This window comes from Roseovarius ramblicola, from assembly GCF_042430665.1.
In the GTDB taxonomy this organism is placed as follows: domain Bacteria; phylum Pseudomonadota; class Alphaproteobacteria; order Rhodobacterales; family Rhodobacteraceae; genus Roseovarius; species Roseovarius ramblicola.
Genome location: NZ_JBHMEC010000024.1, coordinates 21,018 through 43,595, shown reverse-complemented (window position 1 = coordinate 43,595; position 22,578 = coordinate 21,018). Strand labels below are relative to the sequence as shown.

The 22,578-nt window shown below is 66.4% G+C and carries 22 protein-coding genes and 1 tRNA gene; 15 read left to right on the top strand and 8 right to left on the bottom strand.

The window, feature by feature from the left end:
• From ACFFU4_RS14790 to ACFFU4_RS14780, 3 genes are all read left to right on the top strand, one after another.
• Positions 1–236 (top strand): EF-Tu C-terminal domain-related protein (locus ACFFU4_RS14790; RefSeq protein ID WP_446692669.1); only part of this gene is annotated, 236 nt, incomplete at its 5' end.
• 119 nt (positions 237–355) lie between these two features.
• The gene (locus ACFFU4_RS14785; protein ID WP_377070584.1) at positions 356–1,387 is read left to right on the top strand and encodes an SDR family oxidoreductase; all 1,032 of its coding nucleotides are present in this window, start codon (positions 356–358) and stop codon (positions 1,385–1,387) included.
• Between the two features lie 154 nt (positions 1,388–1,541).
• A complete protein-coding gene (locus ACFFU4_RS14780; RefSeq protein WP_377070583.1) occupies positions 1,542–2,225 on the top strand; it encodes a CatB-related O-acetyltransferase in 684 nt (227 codons plus the stop codon).
• Positions 2,226–2,448: 223 nt separating this feature from the next.
• Here the strand turns inward: ACFFU4_RS14780 and ACFFU4_RS14775 are convergent, their stop codons facing one another.
• From ACFFU4_RS14775 to ACFFU4_RS14740, 8 genes are all read right to left on the bottom strand, one after another.
• On the bottom strand, positions 2,449–3,510 hold the full coding sequence (locus tag ACFFU4_RS14775) for an ATP-binding cassette domain-containing protein (protein ID WP_377070582.1): 1,062 nt from the start codon (positions 3,508–3,510) through the stop codon (positions 2,449–2,451).
• A 14-nt stretch (positions 3,511–3,524) separates the two neighbouring features.
• Positions 3,525–4,568: an ABC transporter permease gene (locus ACFFU4_RS14770; RefSeq protein ID WP_377070581.1), complete on the bottom strand. Its 1,044-nt coding sequence runs from the start codon at positions 4,566–4,568 to the stop codon at positions 3,525–3,527.
• A gap of 97 nt (positions 4,569–4,665) precedes the next feature.
• Positions 4,666–5,628 (bottom strand): ABC transporter substrate-binding protein, encoded by a 963-nt coding sequence (locus ACFFU4_RS14765; RefSeq protein ID WP_377070580.1) that lies wholly within the window; start codon positions 5,626–5,628, stop codon positions 4,666–4,668.
• A 53-nt stretch (positions 5,629–5,681) separates the two neighbouring features.
• Positions 5,682–6,395, bottom strand: a complete 714-nt coding sequence (locus ACFFU4_RS14760) for a DUF3726 domain-containing protein (protein WP_377070579.1) — start codon at positions 6,393–6,395, stop codon at positions 5,682–5,684.
• On the bottom strand, positions 6,395–8,008 hold the full coding sequence (locus tag ACFFU4_RS14755) for a hypothetical protein (protein WP_377070578.1): 1,614 nt from the start codon (positions 8,006–8,008) through the stop codon (positions 6,395–6,397). Before ACFFU4_RS14755 ends, ACFFU4_RS14760 begins: the two co-directional genes overlap by 1 nt.
• Positions 8,009–8,070: 62 nt before the next feature.
• Positions 8,071–9,078, bottom strand: coding sequence for a membrane dipeptidase (locus ACFFU4_RS14750; RefSeq protein ID WP_377070577.1), 1,008 nt, complete (start codon positions 9,076–9,078; stop codon positions 8,071–8,073).
• Positions 9,075–10,526, bottom strand: coding sequence for an aldehyde dehydrogenase family protein (locus tag ACFFU4_RS14745; RefSeq protein WP_377070576.1), 1,452 nt, complete (start codon positions 10,524–10,526; stop codon positions 9,075–9,077). Before ACFFU4_RS14745 ends, ACFFU4_RS14750 begins: the two co-directional genes overlap by 4 nt.
• A 27-nt stretch (positions 10,527–10,553) precedes the next feature.
• Positions 10,554–11,555: an Ldh family oxidoreductase gene (locus ACFFU4_RS14740; RefSeq protein ID WP_377070575.1), complete on the bottom strand. Its 1,002-nt coding sequence runs from the start codon at positions 11,553–11,555 to the stop codon at positions 10,554–10,556.
• 100 nt (positions 11,556–11,655) lie between these two features.
• On the opposite strand from ACFFU4_RS14740, the gene ACFFU4_RS14735 reads away from it, so the two are divergent.
• The 12 genes from ACFFU4_RS14735 to rpoB all read left to right on the top strand — a co-directional run bounded on the left by ACFFU4_RS14735 (position 11,656) and on the right by rpoB (position 22,558).
• Positions 11,656–12,570, top strand: coding sequence for a LysR family transcriptional regulator (locus ACFFU4_RS14735; RefSeq protein ID WP_377070573.1), 915 nt, complete (start codon positions 11,656–11,658; stop codon positions 12,568–12,570).
• 14 nt (positions 12,571–12,584) lie between these two features.
• Positions 12,585–12,660, top strand: a tRNA-Trp gene (locus tag ACFFU4_RS14730).
• 270 nt (positions 12,661–12,930) lie between these two features.
• Entirely contained in the window at positions 12,931–13,500 is a 570-nt protein-coding gene (locus ACFFU4_RS14725; RefSeq protein WP_377070572.1) for a hypothetical protein, read from the top strand.
• A gap of 74 nt (positions 13,501–13,574) precedes the next feature.
• Positions 13,575–13,772, top strand: a complete 198-nt coding sequence (gene secE, locus ACFFU4_RS14720) for a preprotein translocase subunit SecE (protein WP_377070585.1) — start codon at positions 13,575–13,577, stop codon at positions 13,770–13,772.
• 80 nt (positions 13,773–13,852) lie between these two features.
• Positions 13,853–14,596: a hypothetical protein gene (locus ACFFU4_RS14715; RefSeq protein ID WP_377070571.1), complete on the top strand. Its 744-nt coding sequence runs from the start codon at positions 13,853–13,855 to the stop codon at positions 14,594–14,596.
• On the top strand, positions 14,596–15,036 hold the full coding sequence (locus ACFFU4_RS14710; protein WP_377070570.1) for a hypothetical protein: 441 nt from the start codon (positions 14,596–14,598) through the stop codon (positions 15,034–15,036). Before ACFFU4_RS14715 ends, ACFFU4_RS14710 begins: the two co-directional genes overlap by 1 nt.
• A gap of 160 nt (positions 15,037–15,196) precedes the next feature.
• A complete protein-coding gene (gene nusG, locus ACFFU4_RS14705; RefSeq protein ID WP_377070569.1) occupies positions 15,197–15,730 on the top strand; it encodes a transcription termination/antitermination protein NusG in 534 nt (177 codons plus the stop codon).
• A 108-nt stretch (positions 15,731–15,838) separates the two neighbouring features.
• Positions 15,839–16,264 carry a 50S ribosomal protein L11 gene (rplK, locus tag ACFFU4_RS14700; protein WP_377070568.1) on the top strand — a complete coding sequence of 142 codons (426 nt, stop codon included), beginning with the start codon at positions 15,839–15,841 and terminating at the stop codon, positions 16,262–16,264.
• Entirely contained in the window at positions 16,264–16,962 is a 699-nt protein-coding gene (gene rplA, locus ACFFU4_RS14695; protein WP_377070567.1) for a 50S ribosomal protein L1, read from the top strand. The genes rplK and rplA overlap by 1 nt, the downstream gene beginning before the upstream one ends.
• Before the next feature lie 254 nt (positions 16,963–17,216).
• Positions 17,217–17,735: a 50S ribosomal protein L10 gene (gene rplJ / locus ACFFU4_RS14690; RefSeq protein WP_377070566.1), complete on the top strand. Its 519-nt coding sequence runs from the start codon at positions 17,217–17,219 to the stop codon at positions 17,733–17,735.
• Between the two features lie 74 nt (positions 17,736–17,809).
• A complete protein-coding gene (gene rplL / locus ACFFU4_RS14685; RefSeq protein WP_377070565.1) occupies positions 17,810–18,187 on the top strand; it encodes a 50S ribosomal protein L7/L12 in 378 nt (125 codons plus the stop codon).
• Positions 18,188–18,421: 234 nt separating this feature from the next.
• Positions 18,422–22,558, top strand: a complete 4,137-nt coding sequence (rpoB, locus tag ACFFU4_RS14680; RefSeq protein WP_377070564.1) for a DNA-directed RNA polymerase subunit beta — start codon at positions 18,422–18,424, stop codon at positions 22,556–22,558.
• The last annotated feature ends 20 nt before the right edge of the window (positions 22,559–22,578 follow it).

Genomic DNA, 22,578 nt, shown 5'->3' with positions numbered 1-22,578 from the left:
GCGGGCGGCACACGCCGTTCTTTGCCAACTACCGTCCGCAGTTCTACTTCCGCACCACGGACGTGACTGGCACGGTGGAGCTTCCCGAAGGAACCGAGATGGTGATGCCCGGCGACAACCTGAAATTCGCCGTCGACCTGATCGCGCCGATCGCCATGGAGGACGGCCTGCGCTTCGCCATCCGCGAAGGCGGCCGCACCGTCGGCGCCGGCGTCGTCAGCAAGATCATCGAGTGACCTTTCGGTCAAACTGATTGCAAAGGGCGCCCCACCGGGCGCCCTTTTTCTATGATGGGTGTTTTGTTTCGGCACCTGCCCTATAGTACCCGGATAACCTATTCCTTGAGGCGGTTCATATGGCATCGACGACCCCTGTTTTTGTCACTGGTGCGTCGGGTTTTATCGCGCGCCATATCGTGTTGCAGCTTCTTCAGAAGGGTCATGTCGTGCGCGGCTCGGTCCGGTCCGAGGCGAAGGCGGCACATGTACGCACGACCATGGAGAAAGAGCTGGGAGACCCTCTGGACGAGGACCGGTTGAGTTTTGCGCTGCTGGACCTCAAGGATGACGCAGGTTGGGCCGATGCACTTGCAGGCACGGGCGTGTTGATCCATACGGCATCGCCCTTTCCGATGACGATGCCAAAGGACGAAGATGACCTTATCCGTCCGGCGGTGGATGGTACGTTGCGGGCGCTTGAGGCGGCGCAGTCTGCCGGTGTGAACCGGGTTGTAATGACCTCTTCGGTGGTGGCGGTGGTCTATCAGAATCCGATGCCCGACCATGCGCTCATGACCGAGGCGAACTGGAGCGACCCGGAAAGCCCCGCCTGTCACGCCTATGCGAAATCCAAGACCCTGGCCGAGCGCGCGGCCTGGAAATACGTTAAGGTTCATCCGGAGATCGAGCTGACCGTCATTAACCCCGGCTTTGTCATGGGGCCACCGCTGGACGATGATTTCGGAACGTCGATGGATTTTGTGAAACGCGTGCTTGGCGGCAAGGATCCGGTCGTGCCACGGCTGAAACTGGACATTGTGGATGTGCGCGACATTGCACGCATGCATGTGGCCGCGCTGTCAAAACCCGAGACAGTTGGTGAGCGTCTAATCGGTGTCTCTGACCAGATGTGGTTGCGGCAATTCGCGGATTGCTTGCGAGGTGCCTACCCCGACCGCCGCATTGCCAGACGGGAGGCACCGGACTGGGTTTTTCGGGCCTTGGGCATTTTCGACAAGGCGATTGCGGGAATCGTCCCGGCTTTGGGCAAGGATGTGGGATCGAGCGGCAGCAAGGCGCGCGCGATGCTGGGGATGGATTTTATCCCGGCGGAACAGGCGGTGCAGGCGGCTGCAGGTTTCCTGATTGAACGCGGGCATATGGGCTGATCCGGGTCGGTGCCCCGGGATTTGAGGCAGCGGAGAAAGCCGGGTGCGCAATCGGGCTGGCGTTACGCTTCCATTTGTTCCCGGCCTCTGGTAGCGGTTGCAACCCAGCCAATGGAGGAAGCCATGAACAAAGCCGCCTGATCGCCAACCCCTGATGACACGCGACCAGATGCGAGGCTTTGACATGCCTGGACCCTTTCCCGACCCCACGACCCGCAATCCCGTGATCCTGCCGGATGGCAGCCCCCATGCCGGCACAGTATTCCTGCGCGCGGTGCTCGATCACCCGCGCATCACGGTGGGCGAATACAGCTATGCCAGCAGCGCCACCCCGCCCGCGGACTGGGCCGCGCGGCTGGCCCCCTACCTCTACCCCGGATCACCCGAACAATTGGTCATCGGCAGGTTCTGTCAGATTGCCGATGGCGTGGAATTCATCACCGCTTCGGCCAATCACCGGCATGACGGCATTTCGTCCTATCCGTTCGCGATTTTCAACGGATCGGCCGATCCAGCGCGCCCGTCCATGCCCGGTCCGGGTGACGACACGATGCTGGGGCACGACGTCTGGTTGGGCCGCGGGGCTACGGTGTTGCCCGGCGCGCGTATCGGCAATGGCGTCATCGTCGGCGCGGGCGCGGTGGTTGGAGGCGTGGTTCCCGCCTACTCCGTCGTCACGGGAAACCCCGCGCGCGCGCTGCGGCGGCGCTTTGCGCCCGGCGACGTCGCACGGCTCGAGGCACTCGCCTGGTGGGACTGGCCCATTGAACGAATCATGGCGCAGGAGGCCGCGATCTGCGGTGCGGATATCGCGGCGCTGGAGGCGGCGAAACCCTGACCGGCGCGCCTGACGCTCCGTATTCGGCAGGCACAAGGCCAGGCGGGGGCAACATGCCGCGCCGGCGGCCGGCACGCGGACGCGGTGGACGCCGGCGGTTTCGTGGGTGTTCCGGTCCGAGCGGGCGGGGATTACCCAATGATCTCAACGCCAGCGCCCATTTACTACGCATGCGGTTCTGCTGCTGCATACGGCGGTATGTGGTGCAGGGTCCGCGCCCCTTTCAAACCGCGCGGGCGCGCATGCCGTCATCGGCGGCGCTGGTGGGGACGAGCGCGCGCACGAGGTTCTGCATGTCGAGGACACCCACCTGACGACCGTCGCGCATGACCCGGTAGCTGAGCGCGGTATCCCCGCCGGAGACGGCGATCACCGATTCCAGCGTGTCGTCGGGCCCGACCTCTCCCGCGAACGGCCCGCTGCCGTCCGCGCCTGCGGTCATCACCGAGCGCACGCGCAGCACCCGCGCGCGGTTGATGTCGCTGATGAAGTCGACGATGTAGGGATCGTTGGGGTGCAGCAGGATGTCCTGCGGCTCGCCCTGTTGGACCACCCGGCCATCCTTGAGGATCACGAGGTGATCGGCGAGCTTGAGCGCCTCGTCGAGGTCGTGGCTGATGAAGATGACGGTCTTGTGCAGCTCTTCCTGCAATTCGAGCAGCAGGTCCTGCATGTCGGTGCGGATGAGCGGATCGAGCGCGGAAAACGCCTCGTCCATCAGCATGATGGGCGAATCCGAGGCCAGCGCGCGGGCGATGCCCACCCGCTGTTGCATCCCGCCCGAGAGCTGATGCGGATATTGCCCGCCCTGGCCGCCGAGGCCCACGCGGTCGAGCCACCTGAGCGCGTCGTCCTGGTAGTCGGCCCGGCGCTCGCCGCGCACGGCGCGGGCCATGCCGGTGTTTTCCAGCACGGTGCGGTGCGGCAGCAGCGCGAAATGCTGGAACACCATCGACATCTGCTGCCGCCGCAGGCGGCGCATGTCGCGTTCGCCATAGGCCAGCACGTCCTCGCCATCGAGCAGGATTTGCCCCGCCGTCGGCTCGATCAGCCGGTTAAGGTGGCGGATCAGCGTGGATTTGCCAGAGCCCGAGAGCCCCATGATGACGGTGATATCGCCGCCGCGCATGTCGACATTGATGTCCTGCAGGCCCAGCACATGCCGGTGCTTTTCCATCAGGTCCGGCTTGCCCATGCCGGCGCGCACATGTTCCAGCGCGCGCTGCGGGTCCGACCCGAAGATCTTGTAGAGATTGCGGATCGAGATCTTGACGTCTTTGTCCATTCCAGCGGCCCCGTTCATGAGTTTCTCTGCGCCGCACTTGCGGCATTGACGCGGGCCAGCGCCGCCTTGGTCACCCGGTCGAGGATCACCGCCAGAAGCACGATGCCCAGACCGGCGATCAGACCGACGCCCAGTTCCAGGTTGCGGATGCCGCGCAGCACCAGCACGCCCAGACCGGGGGCCGACACCAGCGAGGCGATTACCACCATGGCGAGGCTCATCATGATGGTCTGGTTCACCCCCGCCATGATATTGGGCAGCGCCAGCGGGATCTGCACCCCATAGAGCTTTTGCCGGTCGGTCATGCCGAACGCCTCGGCGGCCTCGATCACCTCCTTGTCGACCAGCCGGATACCGAGATCGGTCAGTCGGATGACCGGCACGATGGCATAGAGGATGATCGCGATGCCGTAGAGTTTCGGCTCGGTCACCGAAAAGAGGAAGATCAGCGGAATGAGATAGACGAAGGGCGGCAGTGTCTGGAGCATGTCCAGCACGGGGATCGTCAGGCGCTGCATCGTGTCACTGCGCGACATGGCGATGCCTATGGGCACGCCCAACAGCACGCATAGAAACGCGCAGACGAAGATGATCGCCAGCGTCTGCATGGCGAAGTTATAATGGTCGATGAACGCCAGAAAGAGGATCGAAAAGGCGACAAAGCCCACCAGCTTCATGGATTTCGACGCGAACCAGACCACCGCCAGCAGGATCGGGATCATGATGAACCACGGTGTGTTCTGGAACGCGTAGAGCGCGCCCTCCAGAAACCAGCTCAGCGGTTGGGTGATCGGGTCGAGCACCACCTTGAGCGAATCCTTGACGCCGAGAAAGCTGGTCTCGACCCCCTTGGTCAGGTCGCGGGTCCGGGCGATCGCCGGGCACGCCTCGTTCAGCGCATCGAGAGAGGGAAAAGGCAACTCCCAGATGGGGGTGCCCTCACCGCCGCCCGAGCCCTGGGCGAGCAGGTCGGCCATGCTCATCGGGCCGGTGCTCGCATCCTTGTCGCACCACTCCCGCAGGCCGAGCCCGTTGAAGATGAAATCATATGTCGCCATGTTTCGGCTCTCCCTGCGCAGGCCCTTGGGCAGGCCTTGTCGTGGTCTTGGGCAGGTGGGGCCGCGCGCATGGCACGGCCCCGCCCATGGGCATGATTTACTTGATGATGCCGCTCAGCTTCTCGGCGGCGGCGTCATTGACCCAGCCCTTCCAGGTGTCGCTGTTCTGCGTCAGGAAATGGACGGCGGCCTCTTCTGCCGAGGCGCTGTTGTCGGCCTGCCATGCCAGCAGGTTGCTCAGCTCCTGCGTGCCGAAGGAGATGTTGCTCACCAGTTCGAACACCTCGGGGTTACGCTCTGCGAAATCCGAGGTGACGACGGTCAGCACCGGAGCCGCCGGGTAGGCGGATTTGCCGGGGTTTTCGCAATCCTGCGTCTGGTTGCAGTCGTGGATTTCGGCGATATGCGGCCCCATGTCCACGGCCACCATGTTGTAACGGCCCAGCACGGCGGTCGGCCCCCAGTAATAGCCGAACCACGGTTCCTTGTTCTCGTAGGCCGAGGCCATGGCGGCGGGCAGCGTGTCGCCCGAGCCGTGGTTGAACACCTCGATGCCGTGGCCCTCGAAATCGAACGCCTTGACGAGGTTGTCATTGGCGATCCGGCAGCCCCAGCCGTCGGGGCAGTTGTGGAAGCGCCCGCCGACCAGTTCGGGATTGGCGAGGATGCCCTCGATGGTGGCGAGTTCGGGGTGCTCTTCCACCAGATAGTCGGGCACCCACCAGTTCTCGCTGCCGCCCTCGGCAAAGACATCGGCCGCCTTCTTGACCTTGCCTTCCTCTTCGAGCTTGAAATAGGCGGGGGCCGAATTGACCCAGAGTTCGGGCACGACGTCGGGCTCGTTGTTCTCGGCCAGCGAGGTGATCGCGGTGGTGGTGGCCGAGGGCACCAGCGTCACGTCGCAGCCATAGCCCTGCTCCATCAGGAACTCGGTGATCTTCGAAATGATCGAGCCCGAGGCCCAGTTCATCTCGGCGACAGAGACTTCGCCGCATTCGGCATGTGCCATCGCGGGCGCGGTCAGCGCGCCGAAGGCCAGTGCAAGTGTCAGTTTTTTCATGGTCTTTCTCCCGGTTGAGTGATCTTCATCATGGTAGGTCGTCTTGTTGCGGGTCAATCGTTGTCATCCCCCGCAGCCCCCGCCCCGGCGCGCGAGGCGGCCGAGGGCGGGACGGTGACGCGCAATGCCAGAGCATCGAGCGCCTGCCAGTCGGTAAGTGCGATGCCCTGGATCGGCACGCTGTAAACTGTCGGTATCGCGTCGGTATCGGGGCGGTCCAGAGTGGCGATGCGCAGATCGGCGGGGGCCTCGTGCTCTTGCCCCGGGGGCAGGGTGATCGGACCGGTCCCGTCCCGATCCAGCGTGACGTCCGCGCCACCCCAACGGATCCGCAGCGGCAGGTCAAGCCTTGTGGCCGAACGCGCCACGAAGGGCAGCAGGACAAGCGGGTGCGCGACGGTCTCGATAGACAGGCCGTCCTCGCCCGGCCCCTCGGGCAGCCCGGCATGATCGGCAAGCGCCAGCCCCGCGCGCAGCGGACAGAGCGGCCCGGTGGGGGCGCGCCAGCGGCCCTGTTCGGGCACCGGGCGCGCCAGCGTGGCGCAATCCCGCAACCAGTTCAACACGAGTGAAGGCCCGGAAAGCCCCGCGCGCGTCAGCCACGCAGCGGCCCATCCCGCCTCTTCCGCCTCGCCCCAGCTCAGCCCGCACCCGCGCGCGGCCTTGAAGCACAGCGCGTTGATCTCCGACAGCGACAGGCGCACCGTGGCGGCGTGATGCGCGTGGGGCTCCGAGGCGCTGTGCGCGGGGTCGTTGGGCGGCAGCATCACGATGCCTCCTCCCGGTTCAATTCGTCGGGGTAGGGCGCGCCCTGAAAGAGGCTGATCCGCACCCACCGATCCGAGCGCGGATCGAAGCGTGTCGCGCCGAAAAACGCCAACTTGCAACGCAGCAGGTCGATGGGCAGCATCCCGGCATCAATCAGGTTGTCGCGAATTTCCGCGAACGGGTGGCGCGCGGCGATCTGTACGCGGCGCACCATCAGGCGGTGTTCGGGATGGGCCAGCAGGAACCGTGCCAGCGGGGCATCACCGTCCTCCTCCTGCAGGGCGTGCCACAGCGCCGCCGCCTGCCGCCCGGTATCGAGCGGCAACTCGCGGCTTGCGCCCTCCTCCTCAAACCGCTCGCCAAGGCGCGGCTCCAGCTTTTCCTCGGAGATGTACCAGAATCGCGCGCAATGGGCGGGGTCGGTGTAATCGGTGTCGATGGCCCAGTCGTAGTGCGCTTGCAGGATGTCGCGCAACGCGGCCACGCGCATCGCGCCGTCGATGCCGAAATGCGCCTCTTCGTCGGCCTGCATGCACGCGCCCAACCCGTCGATCAGATCGCCATGCGGCTCCAGCATCGCGGCGAGCAGCGCCTCCTGTGCCTCCAGCGGCAGATGCGCCTGCCCCCAGTGCCAGAGCGCGTCCCAGGGCTGTGGGGCGGCCGCGTCCCAGCCCTCTGCGACGAAGCGATCCAGCCGGGCCAGACCATCGCGCAGATCGGTCAGCTTGGCCTGCTGTATCGGGTGTGCGCTCTGCCAGTCGGTGGCGTTTTGCACCGCCGCCGCGAGCGCCGTGTGAAAGCCGGCGCGTGCCGCCGCGTCCGCAGTTTCTTGCGCGCGCACGCGGGCCAGCGCCTCTTCGCGGGCCATCATCCAGTTGTTGAGAAGCACCGGGTGCCGCACCAGAAACGGTGCCATGCCGAGGCCGGTGGAATTGCCCACGCCAAGGCCCCGGCGCAGATCCTTGCGCAGGGGCACCGCCGCCGCGCCGCCCCGCGCGCGCGCCAGATGTTCGACCAGATCGACGGTAAAGGCGCGGGTCAGCCAGACCGACAGCATCTCGGCCTGAAAGGGCGCGTTCAGAGCGGGCCGCCCGGCGATCATCGCGCGGTCGGCGGCCCCGAACTTGCCCGAGCCGTAGACGGCGGTGGTGCGCATCAGATAGCCGGTCTCGCGCAGCATCGCCTCGTCGGGCTGTTGCCCCGCCGCCAGCCGCTCGACCACATGGTTGAAGAGCCGAACCGACCGGTTCGCGCGGCTGAGCGACAGCTCGCGCGGGCTGACCCGCCCGGCCTCTTGCAGCGGCACATTGGCCGCGAGCCGGTCCAGATCACCGGCATCCGGTGTGCCATCGAACAGCGCGAAGGTCGCGTCCCAGGCGGTGGCGATCACCCGGTCAGAGCGCTGGTCGGCGGGCAGGTCATGGCCGAACGCCACGAGGCTGAGATCGCCGCCGGGTGTGCGCATCCGGTAGACCGCGCGGCCCACGCCGCGCGCGTCCATGTCCCAGACCGGGCGGTCGAAGACCCAGCCCTCGGCCTCGATCCGGCGCAGCAATTGCCGCAGGAACGACAGCCGCGTCGGGTGGCTGCATCCCATCCGGTCGAGGCGCATGACCTCCGACGGCGGTCGCCGGAACGCTGCTGCCTGCGGCATGGGGTTGCGATCCGCGCAGGTCACTGCGCGGCCTCCCGCTGCCGGGTGTCGGCTGCGCCGAAGCTCTCGGCAAAGAAGCGCGCCCAGTTGCCGCCCATGATCCCCGCCACCTCCGCGTGGCTCATGCCGGTGGCGAGCAGCCCCTGCGCGATATTGTCGAAATCGCGGTTGTCGCGGAACCAGTCGGGCATCGGCGGAAAGCCGGGCGCGTCGGCGCTGCCCTCGCCGAAGTCGCGGTGCTTGGTCCAGCGGCCCGCACGCATCCAGTCCACCACGCTGTCGGGCTGATCCTGGCACAGGTCCGAGCCGATGCCGACCCGGTCGATGCCCATCCGCTCGGCGGTGCGGGCGATCATCGCGCAGAATTCCGTCAGCGTGCAGTCGCCGCCGCCCTTCAGGTGATGCGGATAGAGCGAAAAGCCCAGCATCCCGCCGCTTTCCGCCAGCGCGTCGAGCACGCGATCCGACTTGTTGCGCCGGGCGGGGTGCCAGCTTGCCGGGTTGGCGTGGGTGATGGCGATGGGGCGCGTCGAATGCGCGATGGCCTCCAGCGTGGAGCGCTCAGAGGAATGGCTCATGTCCACCACCAGCCCCACCCGGTTCATCTCGGTCACCACCTCGCGGCCCATGCGGGTGAGGCCGGTATCCTCGGCCTCGTAACAGCCCGTCGCCAGCAGCGACTGGTTGTTGTAGGTCAGTTGCATGAAGCGCAGGCCAAGCCGGTGCAGCACCTCGATGAGGCCGATATCGTCCTCCATGCAGGAGGGATTCTGCGAGCCGAAGAAGATCGCGGTGCGATTGGTCGCCCGGCCCAGCGCGATGTCATCGGCGGTGAAGCCCTGAAAGATCAGGTCGGGGAAGCGCTCGAACCAGCGGTTCCATGCCTCGATATTGAGCACCGTCTCGCGGAAATTCTCGTGGTACGTGATCGTCACATGCACCGCATCGACCGCGCCCGCGCGCATCTGCCGGAAAATATCCTCCGACCAGTTGGCATATTGCAGGGCGTCGATGCGGGGTGGCGTCATGCGGGCACCCCCGAATGGATGTAGGAGGTCTTGACCGTGGTGTAGAATTCCTCGGCATAGCGGCCCTGTTCGCGGGGGCCATAGCTCGATGCGCCGCGCCCGCCGAAGGGAACGTGGTAATCGGTGCCGGCGGTGGGCAGGTTGACCATCACGCAGCCTGCGCGCGCGTTGCGGCGGAAATGGGTGGCGCGGGCGAGCGAGCGGGTCATGATCCCCGCCGTCAGGCCGAATTCGGTTTCGTTGGCCATGTTGAGCGCCTCGTCGTAGCTGCCCGCCTTGAGGATGCAGGTGACGGGGGCGAACATTTCCTCGCGGTTGATGCGCATGGCATTGTCGGTGCCCGCGAACACGGCGGGGGCCATGTAATAGCCGTCGGTCGCGCGCTCCAGCCGGGTGCCGCCGCAGAGGAGGTCCGCGCCCTCGGACTGGCCGAGTTTGATGTAATCGAGATTGCCGCTGAGCTGCCCCTCGCTGACGACGGGGCCGATCTGCGTGCCGTCTTCCAGCGCGTGACCGACCTTGAGCGCCTGCGTGGCGGCGACCAGCTTTTCGACGAAGGCGTCGTGAATGCCGTCCTGCACGATCAGCCGCGAGGCGGCGGTGCATTTCTGCCCGGTGCCGCCGAAGGCTGCGTTCGCCGCGTGGGCCACGGCAAGATCGAGATCGCAATCGTCGCAGATCACCATCGGGTTCTTCGATCCCATCTCCATCTGGATCCTGGTCATGTTGACCATCGCCGCCGCCGCGATGCCGCGGCCTACCGGAACGGACCCGGTGAAGCTGATGGCGTCCACCTGTGCGCTCTCGACCAGGCGTTGCCCCACTTCGCGCCCCGGCCCCATGACGAGGTTGAAGAGGCCCTCGGGGAGGTCCTGCCGCACGATGATTTCGGTCAGCGCCACGGCGCTCGCCGGGGTCTGGTTGGCGGGTTTCCAGATCACCGCGTTGCCGAAGGCCAATGCGGGCGCGATCTTCCACGCGGGCGTGGCGATGGGGAAGTTCCACGGGCTGATGATCGCCACCACGCCCACCGGCTCGCGGCGCACGTCGATCTCGATATCCGGGCGCACGCTGTCGGCGGTGTCGCCAAGCTGGCGCAGCGCCTCTGCGGCGAAATAGGTAAAGAATTGCCCGGCGCGGTAGGTCTCGCCCTTGCCCTCGGCCAGCGGCTTGCCCTCTTCGCGGGCGATCATGGCCCCGATCTCCTCGGCGCGGGCCATCAACTCGGTGCCGATGGCCATCAGCACATCGTGGCGTTTCTGCGGGCCGGTGGCACCCCATGCCGCTTGTGCTGTGCGCGCGGCGGCAAGGGCGGCGTCAAGCTGTGCCGCGTCGGCCTGCGCGTAGTGGCCGATCACGTCCGAAAGGTCGGACGGGTTGCGATTCTCGGCGGTGCTGGCACCGGTCTGCCATTGGCCTGCGATGAAATTGCGGGTCTCGTTGGTCATGCTCGTCCTTTTGGTTGTCGCCGGGCCTCAGGCCGCCGCGATCCGGTCCAACAGCTCTTGGGGTACCGTGACGCCCCCGGCCTCGATGCGGGCGCGGTTGGCGGCGCGGCGGGCGCCGGGCAGGCGGGCGCCCTCCTGCTCGGCGATGCTCTGGGCCAGCCGCGCCATGGCGGGGCCGAAGGCGTCGCCGGAGAACGCGCCCGGGTCCACCGCGATGAAGAATTGCCCGGTGCCGGGCGGGCCGCCCTTGGGACCGGAGAAGGGGCTGGCGTCGAGGCCGAGATTGCCCCCGGAGAGAGCGGCGGCGAAGATCTCGACCATCAGCCCCGCGCCAAAGCCCTTTTGCCCGCCCGCGGGGCGCATCGAGCCTGCGAGCGCGGCCTCGGCGTCCTCGGTCGGGTTGCCGCTCGAGTCGAGCGCCCAGCCCGGCTCGATCGGCTCGCCCTGGCGGGCGCGCAGCACGATCTCGGATTTGGCGATGGCGCTGGCGGACTGGTCGATGACCAGCCGCGCGCCGCCGGACTCATCGGGCACGGCGAGCGCGAAGGGATTGGTGCCGATCACCGGGCGGTGGCCGCCGGTGGGGGCCATCGAGGCGGGCGCGTTGGTGAAACAGAGGCCCACCAGCCCGTCACAGGCCAGCCGCTCGGCATGGTGGCCCAGCACGCCGCAATTATAGGAGCGGTGCACGGACATGGCGGCGATGCCCTGCTCGCGGGCAGCGGAGGTGAAGACAGGCCAGCCCGCGTCGATGGCGGCATGGGCAAAGCCGTGGGCGGCATCGACGCGCACCGCGCCGGGGCGGGGGCGGGCGACCTGTGGCGCGGCATCGCCCAGCACCTTGCCGCAGCGCAGATGCTCGGCATAGACGGGCACGTACATGAGGCCGTGGCTGCGGATGCCGTCGCGTTCGGCGAGCCGGGTGGAGCGTGCCACCGGGGCCGCCTGCGCGACTGAGGCGCCGGCGCGCACAAGCGCGTCGCGCGCGAGGGTTTCGATACTGTCAAGCTCCAGATGCTGTGCCGTCACGCGGGCCCCCTTTTGCAACGGGCCGAGGGTGTCGAGGGCATGGCATAAGGTCAATCGAATTTAACTTGACCGTATTTCAATCATTCTGAAGTATGGGGGCATGATCGGCATCACCTCCCTGCGCGTGTTCGTGCATGTCGCGGAGTGCGGCAATATCCGCGATGCGGCGGCGCGGCTCTATCGCACGCCCTCGGCGGTTTCGATGACGCTGAAGAGCCTTGAGCAGGATTTTGGCGCGCCGCTGTTCGAGAGCGACCGCAAGAACCGGCTGACCGGGCTGGGCGAAGAGGTGCGGGGGATCGCGGCGGAGATGCTGCGCGAGCACGACCGCGCGCTGGAACGGATCGAGGCGGTGGCGACGGGGCGGCAGGGGCGGCTGCAACTCGCGTCGGTGCCGTCGGTCGCCGCCGAGTTGCTGCCGGGGCTGCTGGCGGGATTTCTCGACGCGCGGCCCGGCGTGACCATCGAACTGGTCGATACCGACAGCCGCAGCGTGCACGCGATGGTGGCCGATGGCACGGTCGAACTGGGTATCGCGGGGCCGGTGGCGCGCGGCGCGGGGCTCAGTTTCGCGCCGCTGTTTCGCGATCCGTTCCGGCTGGTCTGTCGGCGGGGTCATCCGCTGGCCGCAGGGGCGGGACCGGTGGGCTGGGATGCGTTGGCAGGCGAGCGGATCATCGGCAACGACGCGGCAAGCGCCATCGCGGCGGGCGGCTACCGGGCGCTGGTCGCCGCCTCGGCGCTCCGGGCGCGTAACGTCATCTCGCTTTTGGCGCTGGTGCGGGCGGGTGCCGGGGTGACGCTGCTGCCGCGGCTGGCCACGGTCTCGCTGACGCCGGATCTGGTGGCTCTGCCGCTGGCCGACGGGACGGCAGAGCGCGAGGTGGGCGTGGTGCTGCGCGAGGGGCGCAGCCCCGGCCCGGTCTGCGCCGCCTTTCTCGATTGCCTGACGCGGGCCTGTCCGCCGCCGATTTCCGGCGCACGCCCGCTTGACGGGCCGGGCGAAAGGCAATAACACGCCGCCTCGACAGGGGTATAGCTCAGCTGGTAGAGCGACGGTCTCCAAAACCGTAGGTCGCGGGTTCGAACCCTGCTGCCCCTGCCATATCCCTCGGTTCAGTGATGTGCGTTGCGACCGTCGGGTTGCCGCCCGCGTCTGTGCCCGTGCCCGTGCCCCGGCCATGCGGCAAGAGCATCCATCAATCGACAAATAAGTCTAAATTGTGGTGAAAATGCGAATTTCCACATTTTTGACCCGCATTTGCCACGTTTGCGCCACATTTGCGCCCCACCCACGCCGCCAATCGGCATTGGCCTTGCGCCGGGTGCCGATCCGCGTGGGGGCGTGGACACAAGATTAAAGAGTGCTGCCATCATGACACATCACATGGATGCCGGGCCTGCCCGGACCGAACATGTCGCCGCCGGGCTCGATGGCGGCGAGGGCCGGTCGCCAGAGGATGCGGCGACCACGGAGATCGCGGTCCATAACGCCGTGCGCAGGATCGAGAAGCTGATGCGCGAGGATCGCAGGCGGCGCGCGCGCGACGGGCTGCCGGATCTGACGCTGCCCGACGACCTTGCGGCCGCGGCGGCCGCGCGCGGGGCGAAGAGGCGGCATCCCCGCACCGTGACGCATGCGCGCGGGGCGCTGGCGCGGCTTCTTGCGTGGCGGCCCGGGCCGGCGCACGGGGCGTGGGCGGCGGTCTTTGCCGCGGTGCTTGTCTGGCCGGCGACGGTGCTCGCCCTGCTGTTCACGGGCTTCGTGATCTGCCTTGCGGGCGTGGCGCTGTTCGGCCCCGAAATCCTCGAACGGCTGCGCGAGCGGGCGGAGCGGCTTGTCGCGCGGAGCGGCGAGCGGGGCGGTGCCGCCGCGGATGCGGATGAAGAGATGCCGGAGGCGCGCGCCGCACGGTCCGAGCGGCTGCACGACCTGCGCGGCTGAGCGCGCTCGGCCCTTGAATTCGGGGCGTGGCCCGCGTATGTCGCGCCATGTCGAATTCAGGAAAGACCGTGCAGATGGCCCAAACCAACCCGCTCCAGTTCATTCAGCAGGTCCGCTCGGAAGTGTCCAAGGTGGTCTGGCCCACCCGGCGCGAGGTGCTTCTGACCACGGTGATGGTGTTCATCATGGCGACGCTGACGGCGATCTTCTTCGCGCTGGTCGATCTGGCGATCCGCAGCGGTTTGCAGGGTGTCCTCGGCATTTTCGGGTGACCCGCGCGCCACGGGACACTTGACCGCCCCCGCCGCGTTGGCGCACCCTGTGGATGACGCGGTAGCAGGGCGGCGGGCGCATGGCGGAAACCTTCTGGACATCCGGCCCGGGACCATCCGGTGTCTCGACCGATCACGACGAGCGCGCGGCGTTCGAGCGCGCCATCGAGGTGCTGCGCGCGGATGTGACCGCCGCGGCGGCGATGGCGACCAACGATGCGCAGGTGCGCCTGCTCTACCAGCGGCAGATTTCCGAGGCGGCGATCGAGCTTGAGCGCGCGGTGCGGGCCGGGCGGCTGAGCTGGGCGCAGGCCGCGGACGAGGCGATGCTGCTGCGCAACACCACGCTGGAGGCGCTGCGCGGGCGCACCTCGCCCGTGGGGCGCGCGCTGGCCGAGCAGATGAAATCCTCGGGCCTGAACCGGCAGACCCTCCTGACGCGCTATACCAAGCGGCTGTTCGGTGCGGGGGTGCGTTTCGATCAGTTGTCGGCCGCGGACCAGAACCGCGTCTATGCCGAGATCGTGCGCGCCTCGGGCCGCGCCAATCCGCGCGTGAACGCGATGATGCGGCGCGCCTCGCGCTTTGGGCGGGGCCTCATCGTGCTGAGCATAGGGGTGTCTGTCTACAACATCGCGGTGGCCGACGACCCCGGCGCTCAGGCGGTCGAGGAAGGGGCCGTGATGGGCGGCGGCATCGGGGGCGGTGTCGTCGGCGGCGCGGCGGCGGGCCTCGTCTGCGGGCCGGGCGCGCCGGTCTGCGTGGGTATCGGTGCCTTTGTCGGCGGGGCGCTGGGCGCGTTCGGCGTGAGCCTGTTCTTCTGATGGCCGCGGGCTGGCAGGTGCTGGAGCGGCGCGAGGGGCCGGACGGTCCGGTCCTGCGGCTGCGCTGCGATGATCCGGGTCCCGAGCTGTGGGTGCCGGGGCGGCATGTGCTGGAGGTGTTCGCGGTCGGGGAGGAGTGGATCGTGTTCTCCGATCACGACATCCCTCACGAGGAGCTGCTGGAGCTGAGCCTCGTGTCGGGGGGCGACATCGTGGAGCAGGCGAGCCTTGCCTTTCCCGGCTGGGCGAGCGCGGGGATCGTGCCCGAGCGGCTGGCGCCGCGGGTTTTCGGCTTTGACTTTCCCGCCGGGCGGCGCTGGCGGCTCGAACTGGGGAGGCGGCCCGCGCTGGTGCGGCCGCGGCTGGGCGTGGACCGGCACGGGCGATGGCGGGCGCGGCTGTGGCTGTCGTCCGCGAGATTTGCGGCAGAATGCCCTTGAAATCAGGGTGAAACGGGGATAGTCCGCCCCGTACCCCGAACGATGGCGCGCGACGATTCGTGTTGCGCGCCGATTTTCATTTGGGGACTGCGGCTCCAGCCGCTTGAAAGATCAGGGAAATACGGCCCAAGGCCGGTCAAGACAAGGGTATGGAGCGGCGATGGCAAAGCGGTGGTACTCGGTGAGCGTTCTCTCGAATTTCGAGAAGAAGATCGCCGAGCAGATCAGGCAGGCAGTCGCCGATAACGGCCTCGAGGACGAGATCGACGAGGTTCTCGTGCCGACCGAGGAGGTGATCGAGATTCGCCGCGGCAAGAAGGTCACCGCCGAGCGGCGTTTCATGCCGGGCTATGTGCTGGTGCACATGGAAATGTCGGATCGCGGCTATCACATGATCAATTCGATCAACCGCGTCACCGGCTTTCTCGGGCCGCAGGGCCGCCCGATGCCGATGCGCGACGCCGAGGTGAACGCCATCCTCAACCGCGTGCAGGAAGGCGAGGAGAGCCCGCGCACGCTGATCCATTTCGAGATCGGCGAGAAGGTCAAGGTCAACGACGGCCCGTTCGAGGATTTCGACGGAATGGTCGAATATGTCGACGACGACAACCAGCGCCTGAAGGTGTCGGTGTCGATCTTCGGCCGGGAGACGCCGGTCGAACTGGAATTCACGCAGGTCACCAAGCAGACCTGACCGTGTGAACCGTGGGAGGCGAGGCGGCCGCGGCCGCCGGGCCGGACCACGCAACGAGAGAGCCGGAGGGGCGCGTCCCGACGGTGTTGGACGTAAAGGAGAGGCCAAATGGCCAAGAAACTGATCGGGAAGCTGAAGCTCCAGGTGAAAGCCGGGCAAGCCAACCCCAGCCCGCCCGTCGGCCCCGCACTGGGCCAGCGCGGCATCAACATCATGGAATTCTGCAAGGCGTTCAACGCCAAGACGGCGGAGATGGAGCCGGGTGCCCCCTGTCCGACGGTGATTTCCTATTATCAGGACAAGTCCTTTGACATGGACATCAAGACGCCGCCGGCGTCCTACTACCTGAAGAAGGCAAGCAAGCTGAAATCCGGCTCCAAGACGCCGGGCCGCGCCACCGCCGGCACTGTCAGCACCAAGCAGGTGCGCGAGATCGCCGAGGCGAAGTGGAAGGACCTGAACGCGAACGACGTCGAATCCGCGATGAAGATCATCCTCGGGTCCGCGCGCTCCATGGGCATCGAGGTGAAGTGATGGCAAAGCTTGGAAAACGCACCCGCGCCCTGCGCGAAGCCGCCGCCGGCAAGGACAATCTCAGCGTCGAGGACGCGGTCGCGCTCATCAAGGGCAACGCCACCGCGAAATTCGACGAGACGGTTGAAATCTCGCTGAATCTCGGCGTCGATCCGCGCCACGCCGATCAGATGGTGCGCGGTGTCGTCGGCCTGCCCAACGGCACCGGCAAGACCGTGCGCGTCGCCGTCTTTGCCCGCGGTGCCAAGGCCGAGGAGGCCGAGGCCGCAGGGGCCGACATCGTCGGTGCCGAGGACCTGATGGAGACCATTCAGGGCGGCACGATCGAATTCGACCGCTGCATCGCCACGCCCGACATGATGCCGGTCGTGGGCCGCTTGGGCAAGATCCTGGGCCCGCGCAACCTGATGCCGAACCCCAAGGTCGGTACGGTCACCATGGACGTGGCGCAGGCCGTCACGGACGCCAAGGGCGGGCAGGTGCAGTTCAAGGCCGAGAAGGCCGGTGTCGTGCATGCCGGCGTCGGCAAGGCGTCGTTCGACGCCGCGAAGCTGGCCGAGAACGTGCGCGCCTTTGTCTCTGCCGTGCAGAAGGCGAAGCCCGCCGGGGCCAAGGGCACCTACGTCAAGAAAATCTCGCTGTCGTCCACGATGGGCGCAGGCGTGTCGATCGACGTCAGCAGCGCCGCTGTAGAATGAGAATTTGCTCCCGTGCCCTGGCGCGGGGGCGAATGGCAGGGTCGCGAGCCGGCCCTGTCCTGTCCGAGACGGAGGGTTCATCGCAACCGCGGTGAATAATTCCTTCCCGAGATGGGGAACGAGATGAGATTTCCGGCGGCGGTATTCGCTCTCGGGTGATCTTGGCCTCGGGACCCTGACATTGGACCCGAACGCCGCCCCCTCGGGGTGGCACAACTGAGCCGGGGGGAAACCCCCGAATTTGGAGTGAAACTGTGGATAGAGCCCAGAAAGAGAAAGTGGTCGATGAACTCGGCCAGATCTTCGAAAGCTCTGGCGTCGTGGTGGTTGCCCACTACACGGGTCTGACAGTTGCCGAGATGCAGGATCTTCGTGCCCGTGCCCGTGCGGCCGAGGCATCGGTCCGCGTCGCCAAGAACAGGCTCGCCAAGATCGCCCTTGAGGGCAAGCCCTGCGCAAGCATCGCTGACTACCTCTCGGGCATGACCGTGCTCACCTTCTCCGAAGACCCCGTGGCAGCAGCCAAGGTCGCGGAGGGCTTTGCCAAGGACAACAAGAAGTTTGAAATCCTTGGTGGGGCAATGGGCGAGACGGCACTGGACCGTGCCGGTGTCGAGGCCACGTCGAAACTGCCGTCGCGCGATGAACTCATCGCGACGATTGCCGGCATGATCGGCGCACCTGCCTCGAACATCGCGGGGGCCATTGGCGCACCTGCTTCGAACATCGCGAGCATCCTCTCGACCATCGAAGAGAAGGCCGAGGCCGCGTAAGGCAAACTGTAACATTCGCGTAGGGTTTGTTTCCCGACGTTGGAACACATCTAGAGAACGGAAAGAGCTGAAAAATGGCTGATCTGAAAAAACTCGCGGAAGAGATCGTCAACCTGACGCTTCTCGAAGCACAGGAACTGAAAACCATCCTCAAGGACGAGTACGGCATCGAGCCCGCCGCCGGCGGCGCGGTCATGATGGCCGGTCCCGCCGAGGCCGGCGGCGAGGCCGAAGAGGAGCAGACCGAATTCGACGTGATCCTGAAATCGGCAGGCGCCTCGAAGATCAACGTGATCAAGGAAGTTCGCGCGATCACCGGTCTGGGCCTCAAGGAAGCCAAGGACCTCGTCGAGGCCGGTGGCAAGGCCGTCAAGGAGCAGATCTCCAAGACGGAAGCCGAAGAGATCAAGGGCAAGCTGGAAGCAGCCGGCGCCGAGGTCGAACTCAAGTGATCACGCGCTAAGTGTGGCACGACAAAAGGCTGGGCCCGGAAAATCCGGGCCCGGCCGAACCTGTCTCAGAGAGGCCCCGGATGCGACGGGGGTTCTTTCAGGCGAGGTTCGCGCGATCGGGAGGCCTCTGGTGGGACAGGGGCCGGGAATGGATCGCCCCGCCATCTCGGAGGACCGCGGCGCTGGAGCCCGACAGCGTAAGCGGCCGGTGAGAAACGAAAGGTGAGATCAATCATGGCTCAGACCTACCTCGGCCAGAAGCGTTTGCGCAGGTTCTATGGCAAGATTCGCGAAGTTCTGGAGATGCCGAACCTCATCGAGGTGCAGAAATCCTCGTATGACCTGTTCCTGAACTCCGGCGACGAGCCCGAGCCGCAGGACGGCGAGGGGATCAAGGGCGTCTTTCAGTCGGCCTTTCCGATCAAGGATTTCAACGAGACCAGCGTGCTCGAATTCGTCAGCTACGAGCTGGAGAAGCCGAAATACGACGTCGAGGAGTGCATGCAGCGCGACATGACCTATGCCGCGCCGCTCAAGGTCAAGCTGCGGCTGATCGTGTTCGATCTGGACGACGATACCGGCGCGAAATCCGTCAAGGATATCAAGGAGCAGGACGTGTTCATGGGCGACATGCCGCTCATGACCCATAACGGCACCTTTGTCGTTAACGGCACCGAGCGCGTGGTCGTCAGCCAGATGCACCGCTCGCCCGGCGTGTTCTTCGACCACGACAAGGGCAAGACGCACAGCTCCGGCAAGCTGTTGTTCACCTGCCGCATCATCCCCTATCGCGGTTCGTGGCTCGATTTCGAATTCGACGCCAAGGACATCGTCCATGCCCGCATCGACCGTCGCCGCAAGCTGCCGGTGACGACGCTGCTCTATGCGCTGGGTCTCGATCAGGAAGGCATCATGAATGCCTATTACGACACGGTCGATTACAAGCTGAAGAAGAAAAAGGGCTGGGTCACCACATTCTTCCCCGAGCGGGTGCGCGGCACCCGCCCGACCTATGACCTGGTGGATGCCAAGACCGGCGAGGTGATCTGCGAGGCGGGCAAGAAGGTGACGCCGCGCGCCGTCAAGCAGCTCATCGACGAGGGCAAGGTCACCAACCTGCTGGTGCCGTTCGAGCAGATCGTCGGCAAGTTCGTGGCGCGCGACATCATCGACGAGGAAACCGGCGCGATCCATGTCGAGGCGGGCGACGAACTGACGCTCGAGCACGACAAGGACGGCACGGTGACCGGCGGCACGCTGCAAGCGCTGCTGGATGCCGGGGTGACCGACATTCCGGTGCTCGACATCGACGGTATCAACGTGGGGCCCTATATCCGCAACACCATGGCCGCGGACAAGAACATGAACCGCGAGAGCGCGCTCATGGATATCTATCGTGTGATGCGCCCCGGCGAGCCGCCCACCGAGGAGGCCGCGACCGCGCTCTTCGAGACGCTGTTCTTTGACGCCGAGCGCTATGACCTGAGCGCGGTGGGCCGCGTCAAGATGAACATGCGCCTCAACCTCGACAAGCCCGACACGCAGCGCACGCTCGACCGCGACGATATCGTGGCCTGTGTGCGCGCGCTGGTGGAGCTGCGCGACGGCAAGGGCGATATCGACGATATCGACCACCTCGGCAACCGCCGGGTGCGCTCGGTCGGCGAGCTGATGGAGAACCAGTATCGCGTGGGTCTGCTGCGCATGGAGCGCGCGATCAAGGAGCGGATGTCATCGGTCGAGATCGACACGGTGATGCCGCAGGACCTGATCAACGCCAAGCCGGCGGCGGCGGCGGTGCGCGAATTCTTTGGCTCCTCGCAGCTTTCGCAGTTCATGGACCAGACCAACCCGCTATCGGAAGTGACGCACAAGCGCCGCCTGTCGGCGCTCGGGCCGGGGGGCCTCACGCGTGAGCGCGCGGGCTTTGAGGTGCGCGACGTGCACCCCACCCACTATGGCCGGATGTGCCCGATCGAGACGCCGGAAGGCCCGAATATCGGCCTGATCAACAGCCTCGCCACCTTCGCGCGGGTCAACAAGTACGGCTTCATCGAGACGCCCTATCGCCGCGTCGAGAACGGGCAGGTCACCGACGAGGTGGTCTACATGTCCGCCACCGAGGAGATGCGCCACACCGTGGCGCAGGCCAACGCGACGCTCGACGAGGGCGGCAAGTTCGTCAACGAGATGGTCAACACGCGGCGCTCGGGCGAGTACATGCTTGCCCCGGTGGAGCACGTCGACCTGATCGACGTCAGCCCCAAGCAGCTTGTGTCGGTGGCCGCCTCGCTGATCCCGTTCCTGGAAAACGACGACGCCAACCGCGCGCTCATGGGCTCGAACATGCAGCGGCAATCGGTGCCGACCCTGCGCTCGGAGGCGCCGCTTGTCGGCACCGGCATCGAGGGCAAGGTGGCAGAGGATTCCGGTGCCGCCATCATGGCGCGCCGCACCGGCGTGATCGACCAGGTCGACGCGCAGCGCATCGTGGTGCGCGCCACCGAGGATCTCGAGATCGGCGATCCCGGTGTCGATATCTACCGGCTGCGCAAGTTCCAGCGCTCGAACCAGAATAGCTGCATCAACCAGCGCCCGCTGGTCAAGGTGGGCGACACGGTCGACAAGGGCGAGGTGATCGCCGACGGCCCCTGCACCGACATGGGCGAGCTGGCGCTGGGCAAGAACGTGATCGCCGCGTTCATGCCGTGGAACGGCTATAACTACGAGGACTCGATCCTGATCTCGGAGCGGATCGTGCGCGACGACGTGTTCACGAGCGTCCATATCGAGGAATTCGAGGTGGCTGCCCGCGACACCAAGCTGGGACCGGAAGAGATCACCCGCGACATTCCCAACGTCGGCGAGGAGGCGTTGCGCAACCTCGACGAGGCGGGGATCGTCTATATCGGGGCCGACGTGCAGCCCGGCGACATCCTGGTGGGCAAGATCACCCCCAAGGGCGAGAGCCCGATGACGCCCGAGGAAAAGCTGCTGCGCGCGATCTTTGGCGAGAAGGCCAGCGACGTGCGCGACACGAGCCTGCGCGTCAAGCCGGGTGATTTCGGCACCGTGGTCGAGGTGCGTGTGTTCAACCGCCACGGCGTGGAAAAGGACGAGCGTGCGCTTCAGATCGAGCGCGAGGAGGTCGAGCGCCTGGCGCGTGACCGCGATGACGAGATGGCGATCCTGGAGCGCAACATCTATGCGCGCCTCAAGGCGCTCATCCTCGGCAAGGTGGCGGTCAAGGGGCCCAAGGGCATCAAGGCCAATTCCGAGATCACCGAGGAATTGCTGGCGACGCTGACCCGCGGCCAGTGGTGGCAGCTTGCCCTCAAGGACGAGGCGGACGCGCAGGTGGTAGAGGCGCTGCACGAGCAGTTCGAGGTGCAAAAGCGCACCCTCGAGGCGCGGTTCGAGGACAAGGTGGAGAAGGTGCGCCGCGGCGACGACCTGCCGCCGGGCGTGATGAAGATGGTCAAGGTCTTCATCGCCATCAAGCGCAAGCTGCAACCCGGCGACAAGATGGCCGGGCGCCACGGCAACAAGGGCGTGATCTCCAAGGTGATCCCGATGGAGGACATGCCGTTCCTGGCCGATGGCACGCCGGTCGATGTCTGCCTCAACCCGCTGGGCGTGCCCAGCCGGATGAACGTGGGCCAGATCCTCGAGACGCATATGGGCTGGGCCGCGCGCGGCCTCGGGCTGCAGATCGACGAGGCGCTCAAGGACTATCGCCGCAGCGGCGACCTGACCCCGGTGCGCGAGGCGATGCGCATCGCCTATGGCGACGCGGTCTACGAGGAGGGCATCGGCGGCATGGACGAGGAGACCCTCGTCGAGGCGGCGGGCAACGTGACGAACGGTGTGCCGATCGCGACCCCTGTCTTTGACGGTGCCAAGGAACCCGATGTCAACGACGCGCTGCGGCGCGCCGGCTTTGACGAGAGCGGGCAGTCGGTGCTGTTCGACGGGCGCACGGGCGAGCAATTTTCGCGCCCGGTGACCGTGGGCGTCAAGTACCTGCTCAAGCTGCACCACCTTGTCGACGACAAGATCCACGCGCGCTCGACCGGGCCCTACAGCCTCGTCACCCAGCAGCCGCTGGGCGGCAAGGCGCAGTTCGGCGGCCAGCGCTTCGGCGAGATGGAGGTCTGGGCACTGGAAGCCTATGGCGCCGCCTACACGCTTCAGGAGATGCTCACCGTCAAGTCCGACGACGTGGCGGGCCGCACCAAGGTCTACGAGAGCATCGTCAAGGGCGAGGACAATTTCGAAGCCGGTGTGCCGGAATCGTTCAACGTGCTCGTGAAAGAGGTGCGGGGTCTCGGCCTCAACATGGAACTCCTGGATGCGGAGGAGGATGAGTAAGCGCCGCGCGCCGGACCCTT

Coding starts and splice junctions, on each gene's coding strand:
- secE (WP_377070585.1), top strand. CDS start 13,575: ATGGCCCAAACCAACCCGCTCCAGTTCATTCAGCAGGTCCGCTCGGAA.
- ACFFU4_RS14760 (WP_377070579.1), bottom strand. CDS start 6,395: ATGCTGCCGCCCAACGACCCCGCGCACAGCGCCTCGGAGCCCCACGCG.
- rplA (WP_377070567.1), top strand. CDS start 16,264: ATGGCAAAGCTTGGAAAACGCACCCGCGCCCTGCGCGAAGCCGCCGCC.
- ACFFU4_RS14765 (WP_377070580.1), bottom strand. CDS start 5,628: ATGAAAAAACTGACACTTGCACTGGCCTTCGGCGCGCTGACCGCGCCC.
- ACFFU4_RS14755 (WP_377070578.1), bottom strand. CDS start 8,008: ATGCGCCTCGACCGGATGGGATGCAGCCACCCGACGCGGCTGTCGTTC.
- ACFFU4_RS14725 (WP_377070572.1), top strand. CDS start 12,931: ATGACACATCACATGGATGCCGGGCCTGCCCGGACCGAACATGTCGCC.
- ACFFU4_RS14745 (WP_377070576.1), bottom strand. CDS start 10,526: ATGACCAACGAGACCCGCAATTTCATCGCAGGCCAATGGCAGACCGGT.
- ACFFU4_RS14775 (WP_377070582.1), bottom strand. CDS start 3,510: ATGGACAAAGACGTCAAGATCTCGATCCGCAATCTCTACAAGATCTTC.
- ACFFU4_RS14735 (WP_377070573.1), top strand. CDS start 11,656: ATGATCGGCATCACCTCCCTGCGCGTGTTCGTGCATGTCGCGGAGTGC.
- rplL (WP_377070565.1), top strand. CDS start 17,810: ATGGCTGATCTGAAAAAACTCGCGGAAGAGATCGTCAACCTGACGCTT.
- ACFFU4_RS14710 (WP_377070570.1), top strand. CDS start 14,596: ATGGCCGCGGGCTGGCAGGTGCTGGAGCGGCGCGAGGGGCCGGACGGT.
- rplK (WP_377070568.1), top strand. CDS start 15,839: ATGGCCAAGAAACTGATCGGGAAGCTGAAGCTCCAGGTGAAAGCCGGG.
- ACFFU4_RS14785 (WP_377070584.1), top strand. CDS start 356: ATGGCATCGACGACCCCTGTTTTTGTCACTGGTGCGTCGGGTTTTATC.
- ACFFU4_RS14750 (WP_377070577.1), bottom strand. CDS start 9,078: ATGACGCCACCCCGCATCGACGCCCTGCAATATGCCAACTGGTCGGAG.
- ACFFU4_RS14715 (WP_377070571.1), top strand. CDS start 13,853: ATGGCGGAAACCTTCTGGACATCCGGCCCGGGACCATCCGGTGTCTCG.
- nusG (WP_377070569.1), top strand. CDS start 15,197: ATGGCAAAGCGGTGGTACTCGGTGAGCGTTCTCTCGAATTTCGAGAAG.
- ACFFU4_RS14780 (WP_377070583.1), top strand. CDS start 1,542: ATGACACGCGACCAGATGCGAGGCTTTGACATGCCTGGACCCTTTCCC.
- ACFFU4_RS14770 (WP_377070581.1), bottom strand. CDS start 4,568: ATGGCGACATATGATTTCATCTTCAACGGGCTCGGCCTGCGGGAGTGG.
- rpoB (WP_377070564.1), top strand. CDS start 18,422: ATGGCTCAGACCTACCTCGGCCAGAAGCGTTTGCGCAGGTTCTATGGC.